This window comes from Acinetobacter sp. AND/436 (genome assembly GCF_049546925.1).
GTDB classification, from domain to species: domain Bacteria; phylum Pseudomonadota; class Gammaproteobacteria; order Pseudomonadales; family Moraxellaceae; genus Acinetobacter; species Acinetobacter indicus.
The window spans coordinates 135,318-158,084 of the sequence record NZ_JBMXBO010000001.1; the positions used below are offsets into that span (position 1 = coordinate 135,318).

Sequence of the window (22,767 nt, forward strand, 5' to 3'; positions counted from 1 at the left end):
TTCAGCCTTTGCGGAGGCTGAACATTTTTATGCTGTTTTCCCTGTCTATTCCACCGTACACTGTCTTAAGAATGAGAATAAGAGGTGGACAATGTTCTATTATTTAATTGTGACCACATTTGTTCTGGCACTGCTGGTGTCATTTGTGGTGATGCGTATTTTTTCCAGTTCCATTAACCGTATTCTGGCGCGTATTATTCATGATCCGATTCATGAAGCCTGGGCCAGATATACCAAATTTGCCGGCATGGTGGTCGGGACTTCCTCCGGAATCCGGATTTATGACATGGAAAAATACATTACCCCGCTCACCTATAGCGAAAACGACCAGAAAATTATTATTGAACTGACGCAGGAACGCTGGTTTCTGGAAATTTACCGCACCTTAATTGAAACCCTGCAAGGCTTGGCCTGGATGATGCTGGTATTTTTTATGGTGGCGCTATTTGCCTATGTGATTGTGCGCTGGTCGGAAATGAAGTATCAGAAACCTTAAATATGAAGGAATAAGAAATATTTTCAAACAGTTCTGTCACATGCTTTGATTCAAGGCGTGTTATGGTAAACAGAAGAACAACGCGACTGGACATGACTACTATTTTATTAATAAATGAAATCTATCAACCGATAAATTTTAGTTATTATTCCCAAAAGGGTCGATAGTGCTTAAGTCTAATCTCCTAAAGTCTATCTAGAAGCGATACCCATCCCATGATAAAAATTAGTTATTGATCAAGATTGCACCGTGTTGGAACAGGTGCAGATCAATACGGGATACAAATATTTCAATTAGAATTCGGGTAAAACAACGTGTCTACAACTGTATTAGTAATTAACTGCGGATCTTCTTCAATTAAATACGCGCTTGTTTCTGAACGTCGCGAAGACCGTATTTTTGGTTTGGCTGAAAATTTAGGATCTGCCGAGGCACGTATTAAAGGGATCACTGTCGGAGGTGAACCGCTCGAACTTTCTATTCCGCATGCAGATCATGAAAAAGCCTTAGAAACTATTTTATCGCGCTTGTCACAATACAATCCTCAAGCGATTGGCCACCGTGTGGTACATGGCGGCAGCTTGACCAAAGCCGAGCGCTTAACCCCAGAAATTATTCAACGCATTCGTGAAGCAACCCCACTGGCACCGTTACATAACCCGGCGCACCTGGTAGGCATTGAAGCGACCATGCGTTTATTCCCTGAATTACCTCAGGTTGCTGTATTTGATACCGCATTCCACCAGACCATGCCAGCACATGCTTATCGTTATGCTGTGCCAAAATTCCTGTACACCGATCATAACGTACGTCGTTACGGCTTCCACGGCACCAGCCATGCCTATGTTTCTGAACGTGGTTCAGAACTTGCCGGCAGCCTGAAACAAGGCGGCTGGTTAACAGCGCACCTGGGCAATGGTAGCTCGACCTGTGCCATCTGGAACGGTGAAAGTGTAGATACGTCTATGGGCCTTACCCCACTTGAAGGTCTGGTGATGGGTACCCGTAGTGGTGATGTAGATCCATCTTTACACACTTTCCTGGCCAGCAACCTGGGTTGGGATATCTACAAAATTGACAAGATGCTGAACAGCCAAAGCGGTCTACTCGGTTTATCTGGCCTCTCTAACGATATGCGTACCCTGATTGAAGCTTCTGAACAAGGCAATGAAGATGCAACCCTGGCCATTGAAGTATTCTGCTACCGTTTAGCGAAATCTTTAGCAGCCTTAAGCTGTGGCTTACCGCGTCTAGATGGCCTGTTCTTCACAGGTGGTATTGGTGAAAACTCGGCTTATATCCGTGAAAAAACCCTGTCTTACTTACCACACTTCGGCTTTAACTTTAGCAAAGAGAAGAATGACAGCCTGAAACGTGGCACCGAAGGTCGTATCGATAACGGTACCGGTCCACAAATCTGGGTAGTTCCAACCGATGAAGAAGGCCGTATCGCCAAAGAAACCAGCGCGGTGGTGGAGTCTGAGTTGGGAGCAACTCCGGCAAAAAAGTCTGAATTAGAAACTGCGATTGCTTAAGCAATCGCAGTTTTACCCTGTTTACTTTTGGCTGATTTGAATAATACCTTATGAAAACAATTCTACTTGTCCCAACTGGAGAAGGTGTTGGTCTAACATCTGCATGTTTAGGTCTGGTGTATGCTTTGGAATGCCAGGGCATTAAACCCGGTTTCGTCAAACCTTTCTCTCAAGAATTACAGCCTGAAAACGAACGGACGACAGCGCTGTTTGAGCATGTCTCTAAAACCAAAACGGTTCAACCCATTCCTTATGCACAGGTGGTGCATCAACTAAGCCATGACCAGCAAGATGAATTGCTGGAAGAAGCGGTTCGCTTACACCGCCAAGTGGCCAAACAGCATGACCTGATTATTGTCGAAGGCCTGTTACCGAATTTCCGTGACAGCTTCGCAGATGACCTGAATGCCCTGCTGGCTCAAGCCCTAGATGCACAGGTAGTGATTGTCAGCGGTGCCGACATCAACAATCCGCTTCGTTCTGCTGAACGAATTGAACACCAGATTCGTAACTTCGGTGGTGCAGAATCGAACCGTTTACGCGGTGTGCTGTTTATGCGTACCAAAGGTTTGCCAGAAGATTCTGCGCAAATTCCTGTGACGATTGATCCAAACCTGCGTTTACTGTCAGATACCAGCAAGTTTGTGGCCAGCATTCAGCAAACTTATAGCTACATTGGCACAGAAAAACTGCCAGTGATTGGTTTGGTACCATTTAGTAATACCCTGAGCGTGCCGCGCCTGTCTGATCTGGCGGCGCATATTTCTGCCCAGTGGATTCATGAAGGCGAAGCCAATACACGTCGTGTTTTACACAGCAGCCTGATTACTTCGAATATCGAGCATGAACTGCACAAATTTGTGGCCGGCGAACTGATTATTACCGCAGCTGACCGTACCGATGTGCTTCTAGCCAGCAGCCTGGCCAACAGCAACGGTATTCCTTTAGCAGGCTTAGTCTTAACCGAGCAGCATCAACCGAATGAGCAGGCCTTAAATTTCTGTCAAACTGCCATCAAGCAAGGTTTGCCAGTATTACATACCCCTTTAACCACCTTTGAAACGGCGCAACAGCTCTCGACTTTCGGTAACGAAATTCCGGTCGATGATATTGAACGCGCCGAACAGGTGACCCGTTTTGTGTCCAGCCATATTGATCCGCAATGGTTAAACTCGCTGATTAGCGGTGCGCATAGCCCACGTTTATCGCCTTCTGCCTTCCGTCATGAGCTTGTACAAAAATCAATTGCAGCGAAAAAACGCATTGTTTTACCTGAAGGTGATGAGCCACGTACAGTTCAGGCTGCGGCCATCTGCCAATCGCGTGGTATTGCGCACTGTATCTTGCTGGCCAAACCTGAAGCCGTAGTTGAAGTGGCCAAAGCCCGTGGTATTGAATTGCCGCATGACTTAGAAATTATTGATCCGGATCTGATTCGCGAAAACTATGTCGAGAAAATGGTTGAGCTGCGTAAAGGCAAACTTAACGAATTACAGGCACGCGAACAGCTTCAGGATACGGTGGTTTTAGGTACCATGATGCTGGCACTGGATCAGGTTGATGGCTTAGTTTCAGGTGCAGTACATACCACGGCCAATACCGTACGTCCGGCCTTCCAGCTGATTAAAACTGCACCTGAATATTCACTGGTATCTTCAGTGTTCTTTATGCTGCTGCCAGATGAAGTTTATGTGTATGGTGACTGTGCGATTAACCCGGACCCGGATGCAGAACAACTGGCTGAAATTGCCATTCAATCTGCTGACTCGGCCAAAGCCTTTGGTATTGACCCGCGTATTGCCATGATCTCTTACTCAACCGGAACTTCAGGTGCCGGTGCCGATGTAGAAAAAGTAGCGCAAGCGACTGAAATTGCCAGACAGCGCCGTCCAGACCTGCTGATTGATGGCCCGCTGCAATACGATGCTGCATCGGTTGAAAGCGTTGGTCGTTCTAAAGCGCCAAACTCTCAGGTGGCTGGTCGTGCCAATGTGTTTATTTTCCCTGATCTGAACACGGGTAATACCACTTATAAAGCAGTACAACGCTCTGCCAATGTGGTGAGTGTTGGCCCAATGTTGCAAGGTTTGAACAAGCCGGTAAATGACCTGTCACGCGGTGCATTGGTCGATGATATTGTGTTTACCATTGCACTCACTGCAATTCAGGCTGAACAGCAGTCTGCTTAAACAACTGTTTTTAACAAGCTCCGCTTCACCCACCCTGTCGAAAGATAGGGTGGTTTTTTAATTTAGACCAGACGTATCAAATACATCTCATTTTCCGTATAGGTTAGGTGGTAATCACATGCCTTTAACATTAAAAAATAACAACGAAGTTTTTAAACAGATCTTTGAAATCGCCAATCAATTTGACAAAGAGCAAGAAAATTATCTCATTGCGTATTCCCATTTTTTAAATTATTTCAAAAAAACAGATGTACTCACCCTGGATGACATTGTTATCGGCATCAGCTTTACCTATTCGTGGATGCCGACTATTTTGAAAAAAATTGATTTAACTGCAGCAGATGATCTGATCAAAATATTTAACAAAGCAAAACAAGGTCATCAATTAACAGTACCAGAACTTCAAACACTCAAAAGTGCATTCAATAACTCTCTTGTCGGTGTATCTAAATTGTTGCACTTTATTCATCCTGAACACTATGCGATTTGGGATAGCCGTGTATTTAGATTCTTAAGCGGCAACGAACCCCATAACTTCGCATTTAAACGTCCTGAAACTTATCTGGAATATCTAACGCTTCTGGACGAATTAAAAAATGAGGCGGTTTTTGAAAGTTTTTATCGTTTAATGCAAGACAAAGTGGGTTATCAGATTTCAGCATATCGAGCTTTAGAACTTGCCTTCTTTAAAGGAGGATAAAGCAAAGCTATAAACAAATTTTGAGAATTGAGAATTGAGAATTGAGAATTGAGAATTGAGAATTGAGAAAAATATTATTTTTATCAGCCTAAAATGAAAAAAGAAGATAAAGCTTAAGCTTGATCTTCTTTTTGGCCATACATCCAAGTTGCAGCGATATATACACAAAAGCCCGCAACCATCAAAATACCTGTTGTCATCTTTAAGGTCTCGTTTTTGGATGTGACAATTATGCGAAAGTTTTATGACAGTTATATGACAAAGTTGAAATATTTAAATTTTATTAAATAATTAAAATTCAACAACTTAATAAAATTTTATCTAAATTTAAGCTGTAATATGACATTAATTTCAGCTCAAATATGACAAAACCACCCGCCAAATACAGTAAAAATCACCCAAAATCCCGTGTAAAAGCACCACTATAAACTTTCGGCCAATCCACTTCTAAAACGCCCACAATGCCGTCATTTTGTCTTATAATTTAGCCCGCTAGCTATCAGCCCGCTCAAGAGAATTTTGATATGACAACTATTATCAAGCAAGATGACTTGATCACATCGGTTAAAGATGCGCTTCAGTTCATTTCTTACTATCACCCACAAGATTTCATCCAAGCGATGAGCCGTGCGTATGACCGTGAAGAAAACAAAGCTGCAAAAGATGCGATTGCACAAATCTTAATTAACTCTCGTATGTGTGCAGAGGGTCACCGCCCAATCTGTCAAGATACCGGTATCGTCAACGTATTCGTTGAAGTGGGCATGGATGTTAAATTTGATTTAACAATGAGCTTAGACGACGCGATTAATGAAGGTGTGCGTCAAGGTTACCTAGAAAACTCAAACGTCCTTCGTGCATCTGTACTTGCTGACCCTGCATTTGGTCGTAAGAACACCAAAGACAACACCCCTGCGGTGATCTACCACAAACTGGTTCCAGGCAACAAAGTCGACATTACTGTTGCAGCCAAAGGTGGCGGTTCAGAAAACAAATCTAAACTGGCAATGCTTAACCCATCTGACTCTATCGTAGACTGGGTACTGAAAACTGTTCCAACCATGGGTGCAGGCTGGTGTCCACCAGGTATGCTCGGTATCGGGATCGGTGGTACTGCCGAAAAAGCCATGATGCTGGCCAAAGAAGCACTCATGGAAGAGATCAACATGGACGAACTGCTTCGTCGTGGTCCACAAAATAAACTTGAAGAACTTCGTATTGAAATCTTCGAAAAAGTAAACGCGCTGGGTATTGGTGCACAAGGTCTGGGCGGTTTAACCACTGTACTTGACATCAAGATTAAAGATTACCCTTGTCACGCTGCGGGCAAACCAGTCGGTATGATTCCAAACTGTGCTGCAACGCGTCACGCACACTTCACTTTAAATGGTTCAGGCGTTGCCCATATTCAGGCACCACGTCTTGAAGATTATCCTGAAGTTACTTGGGACTCATCTTCGTCTAAACGTGTTGACCTCGACAACATCACCCAAGAAGAAATGAACTCTTGGCAGCCAGGCGATACACTGCTGCTAAACGGTACCATCTATACCGGCCGTGATGCTGCACACAAACGTATGGTTGACATGCTCAACAATGGTGAAGAATTACCGGTTGATTTAAAAGGCAAGTTCATCTACTACGTAGGTCCTGTTGATCCAGTGGGTGATGAAGTGGTTGGTCCTGCAGGTCCAACAACAGCGACTCGTATGGACAAGTTCACTCGTCAGGTGTTAGAAGCGACTGGCCTTTATGGCATGATTGGTAAAGCAGACCGTGGTCCTGCGGCTATTGAAGCGATTAAAGACAACAAAGCAACGTACCTGATGGCTGTCGGTGGTGCTGCGTACCTGGTATCTAAAGCAATCCGCGAAGCTGAAGTAGTTGCTTTTGAAGACTTGGGTATGGAAGCGATCTACAAGTTTGTAGTAAAAGACATGCCTGTATCTGTCGCAGTTGACGTAAACGGTACTTCTGTACACGCGACTGCACCAAAAATCTGGCAAGCTAAAATTGGCAAGATTCCAGTGGTTGATGCCGCTGCTGGCTAATGAATGCTGTTGAAGCGATTAAAAAAGCACCCAAATCTGGGTGCTTTTTTTTATTTCTCGATTCAAGCATTTTTACCAGGTGCGTGGGTCCCACAATTTAAATGGCTTAGTCAACTGCACATCGCTGGCCGGGTCATAATCGGCATGTTTGATTTTTTGTGCCTTAGAGCGAATTTTACCGGTGCTCTGGTCTTCAGCCACAAAATTATAACTGTGCGATTTCAATTGAGTAAAAGCAATTTCATTGAGGCCTACCGTTTCCGGCATCATGATTAAGGGACCAGAAATCGTGCGGCGGGTACTGCTATTTTCTTCATCATATTTAATAAAATAGGACTTGCCTGCTTCAACGGAAAAATCCAGATACTTCGGCTTTTGGAAATGCTGCACACCTAAAGGACGGCTGGTAGATAAACGATAATCCCCGGCAGGCAATTCAATCCAGTAATAATGATTATGCAGCAGGCTTGGAATGCGTTCGCTATTGATAAATAGGCTGGAGGCTACAATTTCCTGACGGTTCCAGCGTGAATCCGGACGATATAAATACACCACGGCGGCCTGATCATGCTGCGGCTGAATGGCTTGAAAGCGCTGGCCTAATTTCTGATTGACCCAACCGCCAATGGTAAACATGCCAAAGCGGTACTGTTCCAGCAAACTCAGCTTTTCGTTCTGATCAATAGCTTTTAACGTAGAGGTGGGCGGCAGTTGCGCCTCGGTTGACGACTTCCCATGACAGCCAGCCAATGCGACAGCCAGAAATACGATTGATATAGCACGCATGAACATCCCTCATTCCTTCGTTTTTATTTTTACACTTAACACTTTTTCAATATTTTTATTGGGTTGGGCATCCAGGCCCTGATGCAGAGATTAGCACTCTGTCTTATTTTTTCAAATAAAAAACGTGCGAAAACCGTTGATTTCCGCACGTTTCTGACGAATAGCGTCTTAAGCCGTTTTTGAATTCACGACTTTTAAATCGGCTTTCGGCTGTTCTACCACAGCTTCTTTGCTTTGACGTTCCGCTTTTAATTCTGGCTTGGCCTGACCATTAATCACTGCTTCAGTGATGATGACCGTGCCTACATCACTACGACTTGGCAAGTCATACATGATTTCAAGCAAGGCATTTTCCAGAATTGAACGCAGACCACGCGCACCTGTATTACGCTCCAAGGCTTTTTTCGCCACTGCACGTAATGCGGCATCATCAAAGATCAGGTCGACATTTTCCATCTCGAACAGATATTCGTATTGACGCGTCAAGGCATTCTTCGGCTCGGTCAGAATCTGCATTAATGCTTCTTCATCCAGCTCATCCAGCGTTGCAATGACTGGCAAACGGCCAATAAATTCCGGAATTAAACCGAATTTCACCAAATCTGTTGCTTCAACCTGACGGAACAGTTCAGACAGCTTTTTACTTTCATCCTTGTTACGTACTTCAGCGGTAAAGCCAATACCACCTTTTTCCTGACGTTGCTGCACAATTTTCTCTAGACCCGAGAATGCACCACCACAGATAAACAGGATGTTGGAAGTATCAATCTGGATAAATTCCTGCTGCGGATGCTTGCGGCCACCCTGCGGCGGAATAGACGCCACTGTGCCTTCAATCATTTTCAGCAAGGCCTGCTGCACACCCTCGCCCGATACATCACGGGTAATCGACGGGTTTTCAGACTTACGGGTAATCTTGTCGATTTCATCGATATAGATAATGCCTTTTTGCGCCTTTTCGACATCGTAATCGGCTTTTTGCAGCAGCTTCTGCACGATGTTTTCTACATCTTCCCCCACATAACCGGCTTCGGTTAAGGTGGTGGCATCGGCCATGGCAAATGGAACATCCAGCAAACGCGCTAAGGTCTGTGCCAATAAGGTTTTACCCGAACCGGTTGGACCCACCAGCAGGATATTACTTTTGGCAATTTCGACTGCATCATTGGTTTTCTGACCGTTATGCGTGACTTTCAAACGCTTATAGTGGTTATAAACTGCCACCGATAAGGTCTTTTTCGCCAGGTCCTGACCAATCACATATTGATCCAGTGCAGCGCGAATTTCATGCGGTTTTGGCAACGGACGGGCGGCCCAGTCACTCGACTCAACTTGTTGACTGGTCTGAACCAGATCCAGGCATACGTCCACACATTCATTACAGATATATGCGTCCTCGCCTGCAATCAGCTTCCCGACTTCAGACTGCGTTTTACCGCAAAATGAACAATGTTTTTGTCCTTGAGGATGTTCGGACATATTCTCTCCAATTTAAATCTTTAAAACTTATGGACGCTTAGATAACACTTCGTCCACTAAACCGTATTCTTTGGCCTGCTGTGCAGTCATAAAGTTATCACGGTCGGTATCTTTGGCCACTTTTTCATAGTCCTGGCCACTGTGCTCTGCCATCAAACGGTTCAAGCGCTCTTTAATGAGCAGGATTTCACGCGCATGAATTTCAATATCAGAAGCCTGACCACGGAAACCGCCTAAAGGCTGGTGAATCATGACCCGGGCATTTTCCAGGCAGTAACGTTTGCCTTTGGCACCGGCATTCAGCAGGAATGCACCCATGGACGCTGCCTGACCCATACAGTAAGTCACCACATCTGGCTTGATAAACTGCATGGTGTCATAAATCGCCATACCGGCTGTGACTGAGCCGCCTGGCGAGTTAATGTATAAATGAATATCCTTATCTGGGTTCTCTGCTTCTAAAAACAACATTTGCGCCACAATCAAGTTGGCCATGTTGTCTTCAACCTCACCCGTTAAAAAAATCACCCGTTCACGCAAAAGACGTGAATAAATATCAAAAGAACGCTCACCACGAGATGATTGCTCAACGACTACTGGAACCAATGCGTTATCAATTGATGGAACATACATACGTTTATTTATTCCTAAATTCTTGTGAGTTCACCCATGATCACAATATGAGGGATAATCATCTAAATTGCAAAATATTCACCCACAATTCATGGATATTTTTTGCATAAGCTTTGTAAACTTTAAAACCATCCAAGTTTTTATATTATATAAAAAAGGCGCCTTAGGCGCCTTTTTTACTTCAGCTGAAATTAGCCTTGTTGACGAGCTTGTTGCTCTTTCAATAAGTCTTCGTAGCTGACTTGTTTGTCAGTCACTTTTGCAGCTGCAAGAATGTGATCAACCACCTGGTCTTCTAACACAACTGCTTCAATTTGAGCACGTTGCTGTTTGTCATTTTTGAAGTATTCAATTACTTCGTTTGGATCTTCATAAGAAGATGCCATGTCTTCGATGTAAGCATCAACACGTGCAGCATCCACTTCAAGTTTCGCGTCTGCTAAAACTTTGCTCACCAATACGCCAAGTTTTACAGATTTTTCAGCTTGTTCTTTGAACAGTTCGTCTGGAAGCATGCTTGAGTCAAATGCTTTCGCACCTTGCGCACCAAACTGCTGCGTGAACTGTTGGATCATTTGTTGACGTTGACGGTCAATTTCTTGCTTAACCATAGATTCTGGAACTTCGATTTCGTTCGCAGCAACCAGCGCATCAAACGTTGCACCTTTCACCTGGTTACGAAGACCGTTTTTCACTTCACGTTCCATGTTTTTACGAACGTCAGCTTTTAACTTTTCAACGCCTTCTTCTTCAGTTAAACCGAAGATTTTTAAGAATTCAGCATCAACTTCTGGAAGCTTTTGTTTTTCAACCAGTTTTACATTGATTTTGAACTGAGCTGCTTTACCTGCCAGCTGTTCAGCTTGGTAGTCTTCCGGGAAAGTTACATCAATAACTTTCTCTTCACCTTTTTTCATGCCCACGATGCCGTCTTCAAAGCCCGGAATCATACGGCCAGAACCTAATACCAGTTTGAAGTCTTCAGCAGAACCGCCTTCAAATTTCTCGCCATCTACTGTGCCTTCGAAATCAAAAGTCACTTGCATGTCTTTTTTCGCCATGCCTTTGGTTTCAGCCCAAGTTGCGCGCTGCTTTTGCAGGTTTTCGATCATTTGATCTACATCTTTGTCGCTAACTTCAGATGCTTTACGCTCAACTTCCAGACCTTCGAATTTCACTTCAACTTCTGGATAAACTTCAACAGTCGCTTCATATACTAAAGCGTCGTCTTTCATTTCAGTTTTTTCAATATTTGGCATACCAACAGCATTGATTTTTTCTTGTTGGATTGCTTCAAATACGGTGTCACGAATGATGTCGTTTACAACTTCTTGATAGATACCCGCGCCATATTCACGACGTACAACGTTTACAGGCACTTTACCTGGACGGAAGCCGTTAATCTTCGCAGTTTTAGCTGTGCGTTTTAAGCGAGCTTCGAACTGCTCGTTAATACGGCTCGTCGGTACAGATACATTTAAACGACGGGCAACGCCCGAAACCGCTTCAGAAGTTACTTGCATGGCTTCCTCGATATTTAGTAATAACAGTTTTTAAAAAAGTGCCATATTATATGACAACATTTAAAGATATACAAAATAACAAGCGATCAGAACAATTTTTCGGCTTAAATTCTTCATATTCCCTTCGCTATTTTTATCTATTGTCTAATATTTGTTGCAAATGATAAGTACTATCATTAATATTCAATGGTTTTTAACTCATATTTTTAACTATTCTTCTTATATCCCAATACTGGAATTCGGTTATGCGCACCTTTAACCTTCGCCCGCTTTCGCTCGCGATTCTTGGAATTTCTGCTAGTTCCGCATTTGCAAATACAACCACTGAAACAACAGCCGACCCGACACATCAATTATCTACGATTGTGGTCTCTGCGGCGGGTTTTGAACAAGATATTAAAAATGCACCTGCTTCTATTAGTGTGGTCACAAAAGAAGATATTGAAAAGAAAAATGCCACCAGTATTGCTGATTTGTTAGTTGATGTACCTGGTATTGATATTCGTGATGGTGTAGGCAAAACCTCCGGCTTAAATATTAAAATGCGCGGTTTAGGTAACGAATATTCTTTGATTTTAATTGATGGACGTCGCCAAACCACCTCTTCTGATGTTGCGCCTAATGGTTTTGGTGAATCATCAAATGGTTACTTACCGCCTCTTTCATCAATTGAACGTATTGAGGTCATCCGTGGACCAATGGCAACCCGCTATGGCTCAGAAGCGATGGGTGGTGTAATCAACATCATCACCAAAAAAGTCAGTAATGAATGGAATGGCAATGTCACGGTTAGTGGCAATGCAATGGAACATAATGGTGAAGCTGATTCCTGGAAAACTAGCGTTGTTGTTAATGGTCCGATTATCAATGATCGACTTGGTATGCAACTACGTGGCTCATATTTAGACCGTCAACGTTCAGAGCGAGTACCTGGCTCAACAGGTCGTGATCCACGCCCAAGTAAAGCAGACAATTATGATGCAGGTGCTAAGCTTACTTACCAGTTAAATGATACAAATACTTTATGGATAGACGGCTTCCATTCCAGTCAAAAATATAAAAATGAAGACAACCGTTTAGGTAATATTGATAAACCTAACAAAGCAAATGGCTATAAAGATGAATTAGAGTTTAACCGTACACAAGTTTCTGTAGGACATGATGGTGACTATAGTTTTGGTCAATGGAAAACTTATGTTAGCCATACTGAAACAGAAACTATAGGCCGTACGATTCCTAATGGCACCTTCCCAAACAATGCATATGAAGGCCAAGATCGTACTTTAGAAAATACAGACTTAGTTGTTGACTCACACATTGTCATGCCTTTGGCAAATCACACCGTGACTGCAGGTGCTGAATATAAAGATGCAACAGTTGCTGATGATATTGCAGGTATTGGCCAAGAATTCTCTAAAGATTCTTGGTCGTTATACGCAGAAGATGAGTGGGCATTACGAGATAATCTCCGTTTTACCTTTGGGGGACGTTACGAAGATCACTCAGGTTTTGGTGGACAATTTAGTCCACGTGCTTACTTAGTTTGGAACACCAACGATATCTTCACTGTGAAAGGTGGTGTGAGTACAGGTTATAAAGTTCCATCTCCAAAAGCTTTACATGACGGAATTATTAACTACAGCGGACAAGGTGAAACTCCGACTTTAGGCAACTCAAACTTAAAGCCTGAAACTTCGATTAACTATGAATTAGGTTTTAATTTCCAACCTAGTGATCAATTAAATCTAACTGCAACAGCTTTCTTTAACCAAATTGAAGACAAAATTATATCTTCACGATTCAACTGCCCGGCCTCTCCTGAATGTGCCAATTTAGCTACAGGTGTGACCGAATACACACAAAGTGCCAATGCAGATGAAGCTGAAACAAAGGGTTTAGAAGTTAGCCTAAATTATTCAATATTGCCAGAATGGGATATTAAAACAGCCTATACGCTGATGGAAACTGAGATCACCAAAGGTAAAAATAAAGGCGCTTACTTCAGCAACGTACCAAAACACGCGCTGAATACGACCTCGACTTGGCATATTAACCCTGCTTTAGATATCTGGTTACAACACGAATATCGTTCAAGTAAAGACCGATTCCAGACCCAACCCAAAACACCAGCATCTGGACTTGGTTCTTCAGACTATCAAGAGTCTTTGATTTTTGGAGATAAATTTGCAGGCTATAACGTGTTTAACTTAGGTGCAAGTTATACAGTGAATGATCAGATCCGAATTAATATGGCGGTAAATAACTTATTAGACAAAGATTTTACTGAAGACAATCAAACCTACCAATATGATTCAACTGATAAGAACGGTAATCCAATTATCGCCAGCGCAACTGCTTACAAATACTTAGACATTGCCTCTGGTATGTCTGGTACTTACCTCCCAGGCCGCAACTACTGGTTATCTATCTCTTATGACTTCTAATCCAGATTTCACATAAGAACCCAAAACCCTGCCCCGGCAGGGTTTTTTAATTCTTAAAACCGATCAAATTAAATCAAAAATACGATTATTCAAATATTCTTATTGATTTATTTCATTAAATGCGAGCAATCCATAAATATTTTCTTGATTGTTTAGCTTGTTTTAACCAACTTCCATATTGTTACTGAGAATTATTATCACTAAAATTCGCATTACTTATTGAACGCATACAACATACAATAAGTCCATCATTACTCTGCATTTGAACTGCGCACTCAAATCATTGTGGTAAGGGAATTTTGTCATTCATATCAGGAAATACACCACCATGGCACAGATTAAGAGCCGTAAACATCAACGCACTGCATCATTCGTTGCCCTTGCAGCCACCCTGCCGCTCATGGCACATGCAACCACAGCAACCGAAGAAGTCACCCAGCTTCCTGAAATCACGGTGAAATCTCAGGCTGAAAATAAATATAAAACCAATCAGCTCAGCTCCGCGAAACAGACCCAGCCACTGGTCGATACCCCACAAACAGTTTCTGTTATTAATCAAACCTTATTAAAAGAACAAGGCGCGACGTCACTGGTCGAAGCGCTACGCAATACCCCGGGCATTACCTTACAAATGGGTGAGAACGGCAATACCAGCGCTGGTGATACCTTCCAGATGCGTGGTTTCTCTACCCAAACCTCTACCTATGTCGATGGCATCCGTGATTTGGGCGCAGTCAGCCGCGATGTATTTAACCTGGAACAGGTTGAAGTCGTGAAAGGCCCGGCCGGTGCCGAAGCCGGTCGTGGTTCGGCATCCGGTTATATCAACCTGGTCAGCAAACTGCCACATCTGCAAAACAGCAGCGAAGTCTCTGCCAGCTACAATACCGCAGAAAATGCCCGCCTCTCGGCCGATATCAACCAGGCCATCAATGACAATACCGCTTTTCGTCTCAATGTCATGGGACAAGAAGGCGGCGTGCAAGGCCGTGATGTGCTCGAAAACAACAGTTATGCCATTGCCCCATCTGTTGCCTTTGGCCTGAATACTCCGACCCGCCTGTATTTATATTCACAACACGTCCGTCAGCGTAATATTCCAGACGGCGGTATTCCAACCATTGGTATGGAAGGCTTCTGGAATGCCAATCCGGATATTGCCCAAGCTGGCAAGGTTAATCGTGAAAACTATTATGGCCATGTAAATGACTACGAAGATGTCGATGCCGACATGTTCACCGCGAAAATTGAAAGTGATCTGGCAGATAATCTAAAACTGACTAATATCACCCGTTTGGGTCAAACCCAGATGAACCGAGTCCTGACCGGGATTAACACCATTTCTGCACATGATTCGACCAATCCAGCCGACTGGACCATCAGCCGTTCACGTCAGGGGGTTGATCAGGAAAATAAAATTCTGGCCAACCAGACCACTTTAAATTTGAACCTGAAAACCGGTGCTATTGAACATGATGTGGTAGCTGGCCTGGAATTTTTAAAAGAGCAGCAATACACCCGCAATCTGGCCACCCAAATGCCGGATGAGCCTGCAGTATCCACCACTGAAGCCAACCTGTATAACCCAAACCCCAATGATCCAATGGCCGACCTGATCTATAACGGTGCTTATAGCGATGGTGAAACCCAGACGGCTGCGGCTTATCTGTTTGATACCTTAAAGTTTGGCGAACGCTTCCAGTTAAACGGTGGAGTACGGGTAGATTATTACGAAACCGACTATCAAGGCTTATCTTTACCTCGCGGCACAAATGCCCTTGTAGCTTCAGATATCAGCGCGCATGACACCCTGCTGAGCTGGAAACTTGGCGGTCTGTACAAACCAACTGCTTACAGCAGCGTTTATGCCTCTTATGGCAAATCCTTAACCCCACCGGGCAGCGCCAACTTTGTAATGTCTGAGTCGGGCATTAACAGTGCAGCGGCAGAACCGCAAGAAACCCATCATTATGAACTGGGTAGCAAATGGGATCTGCTTGATGGTCGTCTAGCCCTGAATGCCGCAGTCTATCGCACGGAAAATGAAAACCAGTTTACCCAGGATGCGATTACCCAGGAATCCATCCAGGAAGGTAAAACTATTGTCGATGGGGTTGAGCTGAGTGCAGTCGGCCAGATTACCGATGCCTGGAATATTTCTGCCGGTGTGGCGCATATGAAAACCAAACAGGAAGATCAGCAAAGTTTCCGTGACAATGTCATGACCCGTACCGATAGCGTGCGCTGGTCACCGGAATGGACCGCCTCATTATGGACCACCTATGACATTGCCGGCTTTAAACTGGGTCTGGGTGCACGTTATGTCGATGAGCAAAAACGTGTCGTCACCGACAGCACTGCTCCAGCCAATATGCCAAGCATTCCAAGCTATGTGGTATTTGATGCCATGGCCGGTTATCAGTTCAATGAAAATGCCTCACTGAACCTGAATGTCTATAACCTGGCAGATGAAGAATACATCAGCACCTTGAACAACGGCGGTTCGCGTATGACGCTTGGTCAGGAGCGCAGTGCCAGCCTGACCTTTAACTATAAGTTCTAAGTTTTATTTTGTTCTGTTGAAGCAGCATTTATCTGAAATGCTGCTTCATTTTTTATTTGGCTTTATGATGACAGACAGCGCTCTGCCTGAAGGATGATTCAAGTCTCATGATGCTGCATGTTCCTCAAGTTCTCAGTAAAGCGGCCGTGGCTGACATCCGTCAGCAGCTCGACCAGCACACCGCCTGGATTGATGGCCAGCACAGTGCCGGGCCACAGGCCAAGAAAAGCAAACACAATCTGCAATTTGACCCGCAGCATCCGGTGTATCCAGCGCTGGCTGAACAGATTGAACAGGCACTGAGACAGCATCCGCTGGTACAATCTGCGACCTTAGCCAAACATATTCTACGGCCGATGTTTAACTGCTATCAGCAGCAAGGGACGTATGGCAATCATGTCGACAGCGCCGTGCATTATTCGGCTGCACATCAGCAGCTGATTCGTACTGATGTTTCCATGACCTTATTTTTGTCTGAACCGGAAGAATATCAGGGCGGTGAACTGGTGATTGAAGACACTTACGGGGCTCATGAAGTCAAGCTGGATGCCGGTGATGTGATTCTCTATCCCGCCACCAGCCTGCACCGGGTAGAACCGGTCACTGCCGGGCGGCGCATTGCCGCCTTTACCTGGGCACAAAGCATGATTCGCGATGACTGGCAGCGCAGCATGCTGTTTAATCTGGATATGACCATTGGCCAACTGCGTCAGCAACTTGGCGATAATGAACAAGTGCTGCAACTGACCGCGCATTATCATAATCTGCTGCGTCAATGGGGCGAACTATGACATCTGCCCAGCCACTGCCGCCACTTACCCAGATTCCAGCCTATCTGCAAACCATTGCTGACTATGAAGCTCAGGCCAGCAAACATTTAACGCCGGCCACCTGGCACTATTTACAAGGCGGCGCCATGGATGAGCGCAGCCTGCAACAGAATCTGGACCAGTTTCAGCAGCTGCAACTGCTGCCCAGAATGCTGCGTGACCTAAGCCAAGGCCATACCCGCTGCGAACTGTTCGGGCAGGAATTTCCCCATCCAATTTTTCTCGCCCCGGTTGGCCATCAGCAACTGTTTCATCCACAGGGTGAACTAGCCACTGCCCTCGCAGCAGAAGCAGTGGGCAGTAATCTGGTCCTGAGTCATTTAAGTACTACCGATCTGCGTGAAGTTGCGCCAACAACCTCTCTTAAATGGTTTCAGCTGTATTGGCAAGGCAATCGCGAACAATCGCTGGCACTGGTGCAACTGGCAGAGCAACAACAGTTTAAAGCCATTGTGGTGACCGTCGATTCACCGCATAGCGGCGTTCGTGACCGTGAACGTCGGGCCGGTTTTCAAGTGCCGGCGCATCTGCCTCATCCGCATCTATCTTCCTTTACATCCCCCATCCTCAGGCCAGAGCAACATCCCCTGTTTGATGGTCTGATGCAACAGGCACCGACCTGGGAAGATATCGCCTGGCTGGTACAGCAAACGTCTTTACCGGTGCTGCTCAAAGGCATTGTGCATCCTGAAGATGCTCAACTGGCATTGCAATACGGTGTACAGGGACTGGTCATTTCCAATCATGGTGGCCGGGTGCTAGATGACTGCATTAGCCCACTGACAGCTCTACAGATGATACGCGCACAACTGCCGGCAAATTTTCCCTTAGTGCTGGATGGTGGCATCCGCCGCGGCTCCGATATTTTTAAGGCGCTGGCCTTGGGCGCATCCGCCGTGCTGATTGGCCGGCCGTATATTTATGGTCTGGCAGTAGCCGGTGCGTTAGGTGTGGCGCATGTGATTAAAATTTTGCGGGAAGAACTGGAAGTGACCATGGCTTTAATGGGAACGGCGCGCCTGCAAGAGATCAATAATCGCTATATTTTTCACAAAAACCAGATCCAGTGAAATTTTTTATCTCCACAACCTTTAATGATGCAGATTAAGAGAATAATTTCCACTTCAGTTGGCTTATATTTATCTTAGGAATTTGCAAGACCGCGAACGGTACCAGCCAGGTAGCAACTCTTTCTGAGAATGTGGACTGATCCTAATATTTTCCGGAAATACGCTTGTAAATTGATACCATAGATACCATCTATATAAGTAGTACGTTGCTTTTTTATAAGCTTAAGCAACCCATGCTTCACAAGGAGTTACCTCATGATGTTGGCTGATCCAAGTAAAAAATATCGTCGCATGTATCAACGTGTTGACTTGCCAGACCGTCAATGGCCGAATAACGAAATTACAAAAGCGCCTATCTGGATGAGCACCGACCTGCGTGATGGTAACCAGGCAATTTTCGAACCAATGAGCATTGAACAGAAGTTCAAAATGTTCCAGATGTTGGTGAAAATTGGCTTTAAGCATATTGAAATTGGCTTCCCGTCTGCTTCACAAATTGACTTCGATTTCACCCGTAAATTGATTGAAGAAAACCACATTCCAGATGATGTGTATATCGAGGTTTTGGTTCAGGCACGTGACCATTTGATTCAGCGTACCTTTGAAGCATTGGAAGGTGCAAAACGCGCGATTGTACATATCTATAACTCCAACTCGCCAACCTTCCGTCAAAAAGTCTTGAATGTTGATGTCGCGGGTGCCAAACAGTTGGCCATTAACGCTGCTGAAAAAGTGAAAGAATACGCAGCGCAATATCCTGAAACGGACTGGATTTTCCAGTACAGCCCGGAATGTTTCACCGCAACCGAATTGGAAGTGGCTAAAGATGTCTGTGACGCCGTGACTGAAATCTGGGAAGCTTCTCCTGAAAACAAAGTCATCTTAAACTTGCCTGCGACTGTAGAAGTTTCGACTCCAAACGTATATGCCGACCAGGTCGAGTGGATGCACCGCAACATCAAACGTCGTGACGGGGTGATCATCTCTGTTCACTGTCATAACGACCGTGGCTGTGGTATTGCTGCCTCTGAATTGGCGATTATGGCCGGTGCTGACCGTGTTGAAGGTTGTGTGTTTGGTAACGGCGAGCGTACCGGTAACGTTGACGTGGCAGCAATTGCCTTGAACATGTACACCCAGGGCGTGGCACCAGAATTGGATTTCTCTAACATCAACGAAATTATTGCGACCGTAGAAGAATGTACCGGTTTACCTGTGCATCCACGTCATCCATATGCCGGTGATTTGGTGTTCACGGCGTTCTCGGGTTCACACCAGGATGCGATTAAAAAAGGCTTTGAATACCAGAAAAACGAAGAAATCTGGGATATGCCTTACTTGCCAATCGATCCGAAAGACTTGGGCCGTGACTATGATGCCGTGATTCGGGTGAACTCGCAGTCAGGTAAAGGCGGGATTGCTTACTTGTTAGAATCGAACTACAACGTGGTGTTGCCGCGTCGTGTACAAATCGAGTTCTCGCAAGTGGTGCAGCAAGTGACCGATGAAGAAGGCACTGAAATTTCAGCACAGCAAATCTGGTCATTGTTCCAGCAAACCTATGTCGATGCCAAAGATTCACATTATTCTGCCAAGAGCTATAAATTGTCTGATGACAATGGCAAACAGGTAATTGAACTTGAAGTGGTGGTGAATGGCTCGACACAGCAGTTGCGCGGTGAAGGTAACGGTCCGATCTCGGCCATTTTGGATGCCTTGCAGTTACCAATTGATGTCTTGAACTATGAAGAACGCGGCATCAGCTCGGGTGCCAATGCCAAAGCCTTGGCCTTGGTTGAGTTGCAGGTGAAAGGTACCGGTAAATCTGCCTTTGGTGCCGGGGTGCATGACAACATTGTGACTTCATCCATTGAAGCCATTATTGCCAGCACTAACCGTCTGATTGATCAGGGCGTATTAAGCAAAGAACAATTGGTTGCTGCTGCCGTTTAAGCACATAAAGTACTTTAGAAAGGATACCCCAAGTGGTATCCTTTTTATTTATTCATTCTAAAGATTCTAAGGCGAATTATTCCTGTGTCTTTCCCTGCTAACTCTGTGGGTGTCGTAACGCCACAACAGTTTCAATTTGAAGAGCCGTTAGAGCTGGAATGTGGACGCATTCTGCCACGTTTTGAACTGATGGTTGAAACTTACGGAAGCTTGAATGCCGACAAATCCAATGCCATTTTAATCTGCCATGCCCTGTCCGGGCATCATCATGCGGCGGGCTATCATCATGAAGATGATAAAAAGTCTGGCTGGTGGGACAGCTGTATTGGTCCGGGCAAAGCCATTGATACCTCTAAATTCTTTGTGGTCGCACTGAATAATATTGGCGGCTGTCATGGCTCGACTGGCCCGACCTCACCCAACCCGGAAAATGAAAACCGCCCTTATGGTCCAGATTTCCCGCTGGTGACGGTGCGTGACTGGGTCAAAACCCAGGCCATGCTGTCAGACCGCTTAGGCATTCAAAAATGGTATGCAGTGATTGGTGGCTCTTTGGGGGGCATGCAGGCCTTGCAATGGTCGGTTGATTATCCCGACCGTCTGGAAAAATGTGTGATTATTGCCAGTGCGCCAAAACTGTCGGCACAGAATATTGCCTTTAATGAAGTCGCGCGTCAGTCGATTCTTTCTGATCCTGATTTTCATCATGGCCGTTATCTGGAACATGACAGCTATCCAAAACGTGGCCTGATTCTGGCGCGGATGGTCGGACACATCACCTATCTGTCTGAAGAAGCCATGAAGCAGAAATTTGGCCGTGACCTGAAACTGGGCAAATTCATGTACGGTTTCGATGTCGAGTTTCAGGTGGAAAGCTATTTGCGCTATCAAGGTGAACAGTTCAGCCGTAACTTTGATGCCAACACCTATTTAATTATGACCAAGGCGCTGGATTATTTTGATCCGTCGCGTGAATACGAACAGTCGCTGGTACAGGCCATGGCCCATACCCAATGCCAGTTCCTGGTGATTTCGTTTACCACCGACTGGCGTTTCTCGCCTTCGCGTTCGCAGGAAATTGTCGATGCGCTGATTAGCAACCATAAACCGGTCAGCTATTTAGATATTGATGCCGAACAGGGCCATGACTCCTTCCTGTTCCCGATTCCTTTATATGTCAAATCTTTAAGAGCATTTTTGGGAGGTGCAGAACACCTCAAGGCAACCCCGCAGGAGGCTGTGTAATGCGTATTGATCAGCAACTTGCCGAAAAGTGGATTAAGCCCGGTTCCCGCGTTTTAGACCTCGGTTGTGGTGATGGTGAACTGCTGGCCCACATGAGTAAAAAGCACAATATTCGTGCTTACGGCCTGGAAATTGACCAAGAAAAGATTGCAATTGCCGTCAGTCGGGGGTTAAATATCATCCAACAAGACTTAAACCTCGGTTTAAGCCGCTTTGCCGACCAGTCTTTTGACTATGTGGTCATGGCACAAGCCTTGCAAGCTGTAGATGCACCTGACGTATTATTGCGCGATATGGTGCGTGTCGGAAAACAGGCGATTATTACCTTTCCGAACTTTGCCCACTGGAGGACCCGTTCTTTCCTGGCACTGAAAGGAAAAATGCCGGTTTCAGAAGCTTTGCCGTATATGTGGTACAACACCCCGAACATCCACCTCTGTACTTTCCGTGATTTCGAAGCACTCTGTGCTGAAAACAATATCCGTATTATTAATCGACTCGCTGTGAATGGGGATCAACAAGTTAGTTTACTCAGTAAACATATCCCGAATCTGTTTGGTGAAGTCGCAATTTATCGAGTGAGCGCTCTATGAAAAAATTATTATTAAGCACGACGCTACTGGTTGGACTTTTTAGCCTGCAGGCGCATGCAGATTACGTGGCGCCAGGCAGCTCGGTGTCGAGCCAGGCCGCCCAGTATTCGGTGATGGACATTCAGGGTCTGATTAAAGCCGCCAAAGCCGGTCAGGCCGGTGCGCAGTTCTATCTAGCAACCAAATATCTGCATGGCCAAGATGTCGCTAAAGATGAACGTCAGGCTTTTGCCTGGTATAAAGCCGCTGCCGATCAGGGACTGTCTTCAGCCCAATTGAACGTGGGTCGTATGCTGGCTGATGGCATTGGCACCAAAAAAGATGAAGTCCTGGCCCGTCAGTATTTTGAAAAAGCGGCCAGCCGCGGTGATAACCGTGCCAGCTTTAACCTGGCGATGATGGAAGAGAAAAAGAAAAACTATATGGGCGCTTATCAGTGGTATGAGCTGTCTACCCGTGATGGCATGCTCGACAATAAAGTGATTTCTTTATCTGAAGGCAAAAAAACGGCCTTGGCCGCCAACCTGACCCAGGAACAGATTCGTCAGGCACGTGACCGTGCCGACAAATGGATTCAGGCACAATAAGCCAGGTTCAAAAACACTAGCACCTTCGGGTGCTTTTTTCATGCCTGCTGTCTAGCGGTTTTCGGTTAAACTAGCCCGCATATTTTCAAT

General features: G+C 45.1%; 17 protein-coding genes. 13 read left to right on the plus strand and 4 right to left on the minus strand.

The genetic code is table 11. From position 1 onward, the window contains the following. The first annotated feature begins 91 nt into the window (after positions 1-91). The 5 genes from ACPEPR_RS00600 (at position 92) to ACPEPR_RS00620 (ending at position 6,971) form a co-directional block, all read left to right on the plus strand. Positions 92-496, plus strand: a complete 405-nt coding sequence (locus tag ACPEPR_RS00600) for a hypothetical protein (RefSeq protein WP_005180148.1) — start codon at positions 92-94, stop codon at positions 494-496. 314 nt (positions 497-810) lie between these two features. Beyond that, on the plus strand, positions 811-2,031 hold the full coding sequence (locus ACPEPR_RS00605) for an acetate/propionate family kinase (RefSeq protein ID WP_075167436.1): 1,221 nt from the start codon (positions 811-813) through the stop codon (positions 2,029-2,031). A 50-nt stretch (positions 2,032-2,081) separates the two neighbouring features. Then, positions 2,082-4,220, plus strand: a complete 2,139-nt coding sequence (pta, locus tag ACPEPR_RS00610; RefSeq protein WP_168397478.1) for a phosphate acetyltransferase — start codon at positions 2,082-2,084, stop codon at positions 4,218-4,220. 118 nt (positions 4,221-4,338) lie between these two features. Next, positions 4,339-4,920 (plus strand): hypothetical protein, encoded by a 582-nt coding sequence (locus tag ACPEPR_RS00615; protein ID WP_005180155.1) that lies wholly within the window; start codon positions 4,339-4,341, stop codon positions 4,918-4,920. A 524-nt stretch (positions 4,921-5,444) separates the two neighbouring features. Beyond that, complete coding sequence (locus ACPEPR_RS00620) at positions 5,445-6,971, plus strand: fumarate hydratase (protein ID WP_423561802.1); 1,527 nt, start codon at positions 5,445-5,447, stop codon at positions 6,969-6,971. A gap of 72 nt (positions 6,972-7,043) precedes the next feature. On the opposite strand, the gene ACPEPR_RS00625 is transcribed toward ACPEPR_RS00620, so the two are convergent. From ACPEPR_RS00625 to tig, 4 genes are all read right to left on the minus strand, one after another. Continuing rightward, positions 7,044-7,757, minus strand: a complete 714-nt coding sequence (locus ACPEPR_RS00625; RefSeq protein WP_423561803.1) for a DUF2846 domain-containing protein — start codon at positions 7,755-7,757, stop codon at positions 7,044-7,046. A 168-nt stretch (positions 7,758-7,925) separates the two neighbouring features. Next, positions 7,926-9,236, minus strand: a complete 1,311-nt coding sequence (gene clpX, locus ACPEPR_RS00630; RefSeq protein WP_127800438.1) for an ATP-dependent protease ATP-binding subunit ClpX — start codon at positions 9,234-9,236, stop codon at positions 7,926-7,928. A 27-nt stretch (positions 9,237-9,263) separates the two neighbouring features. Then, positions 9,264-9,869, minus strand: coding sequence for an ATP-dependent Clp endopeptidase proteolytic subunit ClpP (clpP, locus tag ACPEPR_RS00635; RefSeq protein WP_423561805.1), 606 nt, complete (start codon positions 9,867-9,869; stop codon positions 9,264-9,266). Between the two features lie 191 nt (positions 9,870-10,060). Beyond that, positions 10,061-11,392, minus strand: coding sequence for a trigger factor (gene tig, locus ACPEPR_RS00640; RefSeq protein ID WP_075167430.1), 1,332 nt, complete (start codon positions 11,390-11,392; stop codon positions 10,061-10,063). A gap of 245 nt (positions 11,393-11,637) precedes the next feature. On the opposite strand from tig, the gene ACPEPR_RS00645 reads away from it, so the two are divergent. The 8 genes from ACPEPR_RS00645 to ACPEPR_RS00680 all read left to right on the plus strand — a co-directional run bounded on the left by ACPEPR_RS00645 (position 11,638) and on the right by ACPEPR_RS00680 (position 22,677). Further along, positions 11,638-13,836 carry a TonB-dependent receptor domain-containing protein gene (locus ACPEPR_RS00645; RefSeq protein ID WP_104471602.1) on the plus strand — a complete coding sequence of 733 codons (2,199 nt, stop codon included), beginning with the start codon at positions 11,638-11,640 and terminating at the stop codon, positions 13,834-13,836. Positions 13,837-14,164: 328 nt separating this feature from the next. Continuing rightward, a complete protein-coding gene (locus ACPEPR_RS00650; protein ID WP_168395469.1) occupies positions 14,165-16,399 on the plus strand; it encodes a catecholate siderophore receptor Fiu in 2,235 nt (744 codons plus the stop codon). Positions 16,400-16,506: 107 nt separating this feature from the next. Next, entirely contained in the window at positions 16,507-17,190 is a 684-nt protein-coding gene (locus ACPEPR_RS00655; RefSeq protein WP_127800432.1) for a Fe2+-dependent dioxygenase, read from the plus strand. Beyond that, positions 17,187-18,299 carry an alpha-hydroxy acid oxidase gene (locus ACPEPR_RS00660; protein ID WP_423561806.1) on the plus strand — a complete coding sequence of 371 codons (1,113 nt, stop codon included), beginning with the start codon at positions 17,187-17,189 and terminating at the stop codon, positions 18,297-18,299. Before ACPEPR_RS00655 ends, ACPEPR_RS00660 begins: the two co-directional genes overlap by 4 nt. Positions 18,300-18,554: 255 nt before the next feature. Further along, entirely contained in the window at positions 18,555-20,252 is a 1,698-nt protein-coding gene (gene leuA / locus ACPEPR_RS00665; RefSeq protein WP_005180175.1) for a 2-isopropylmalate synthase, read from the plus strand. 84 nt (positions 20,253-20,336) lie between these two features. Then, positions 20,337-21,497, plus strand: coding sequence for a homoserine O-succinyltransferase MetX (gene metX / locus ACPEPR_RS00670; protein ID WP_005180176.1), 1,161 nt, complete (start codon positions 20,337-20,339; stop codon positions 21,495-21,497). Beyond that, a complete protein-coding gene (gene metW / locus ACPEPR_RS00675; protein WP_005180178.1) occupies positions 21,497-22,090 on the plus strand; it encodes a methionine biosynthesis protein MetW in 594 nt (197 codons plus the stop codon). Before metX ends, metW begins: the two co-directional genes overlap by 1 nt. Beyond that, entirely contained in the window at positions 22,087-22,677 is a 591-nt protein-coding gene (locus ACPEPR_RS00680; protein ID WP_005180179.1) for a tetratricopeptide repeat protein, read from the plus strand. The genes metW and ACPEPR_RS00680 overlap by 4 nt, the downstream gene beginning before the upstream one ends. The last annotated feature ends 90 nt before the right edge of the window (positions 22,678-22,767 follow it).

Coding starts and splice junctions, on each gene's coding strand:
- ACPEPR_RS00600 (WP_005180148.1), top strand. CDS start 92: ATGTTCTATTATTTAATTGTGACCACATTTGTTCTGGCACTGCTGGTG.
- pta (WP_168397478.1), top strand. CDS start 2,082: ATGAAAACAATTCTACTTGTCCCAACTGGAGAAGGTGTTGGTCTAACA.
- ACPEPR_RS00615 (WP_005180155.1), top strand. CDS start 4,339: ATGCCTTTAACATTAAAAAATAACAACGAAGTTTTTAAACAGATCTTT.
- ACPEPR_RS00620 (WP_423561802.1), top strand. CDS start 5,445: ATGACAACTATTATCAAGCAAGATGACTTGATCACATCGGTTAAAGAT.
- ACPEPR_RS00625 (WP_423561803.1), bottom strand. CDS start 7,757: ATGCGTGCTATATCAATCGTATTTCTGGCTGTCGCATTGGCTGGCTGT.
- clpX (WP_127800438.1), bottom strand. CDS start 9,236: ATGTCCGAACATCCTCAAGGACAAAAACATTGTTCATTTTGCGGTAAA.
- clpP (WP_423561805.1), bottom strand. CDS start 9,869: ATGTATGTTCCATCAATTGATAACGCATTGGTTCCAGTAGTCGTTGAG.
- tig (WP_075167430.1), bottom strand. CDS start 11,392: ATGCAAGTAACTTCTGAAGCGGTTTCGGGCGTTGCCCGTCGTTTAAAT.
- ACPEPR_RS00645 (WP_104471602.1), top strand. CDS start 11,638: ATGCGCACCTTTAACCTTCGCCCGCTTTCGCTCGCGATTCTTGGAATT.
- ACPEPR_RS00650 (WP_168395469.1), top strand. CDS start 14,165: ATGGCACAGATTAAGAGCCGTAAACATCAACGCACTGCATCATTCGTT.
- ACPEPR_RS00655 (WP_127800432.1), top strand. CDS start 16,507: ATGATGCTGCATGTTCCTCAAGTTCTCAGTAAAGCGGCCGTGGCTGAC.
- ACPEPR_RS00660 (WP_423561806.1), top strand. CDS start 17,187: ATGACATCTGCCCAGCCACTGCCGCCACTTACCCAGATTCCAGCCTAT.
- leuA (WP_005180175.1), top strand. CDS start 18,555: ATGATGTTGGCTGATCCAAGTAAAAAATATCGTCGCATGTATCAACGT.
- metW (WP_005180178.1), top strand. CDS start 21,497: ATGCGTATTGATCAGCAACTTGCCGAAAAGTGGATTAAGCCCGGTTCC.
- ACPEPR_RS00680 (WP_005180179.1), top strand. CDS start 22,087: ATGAAAAAATTATTATTAAGCACGACGCTACTGGTTGGACTTTTTAGC.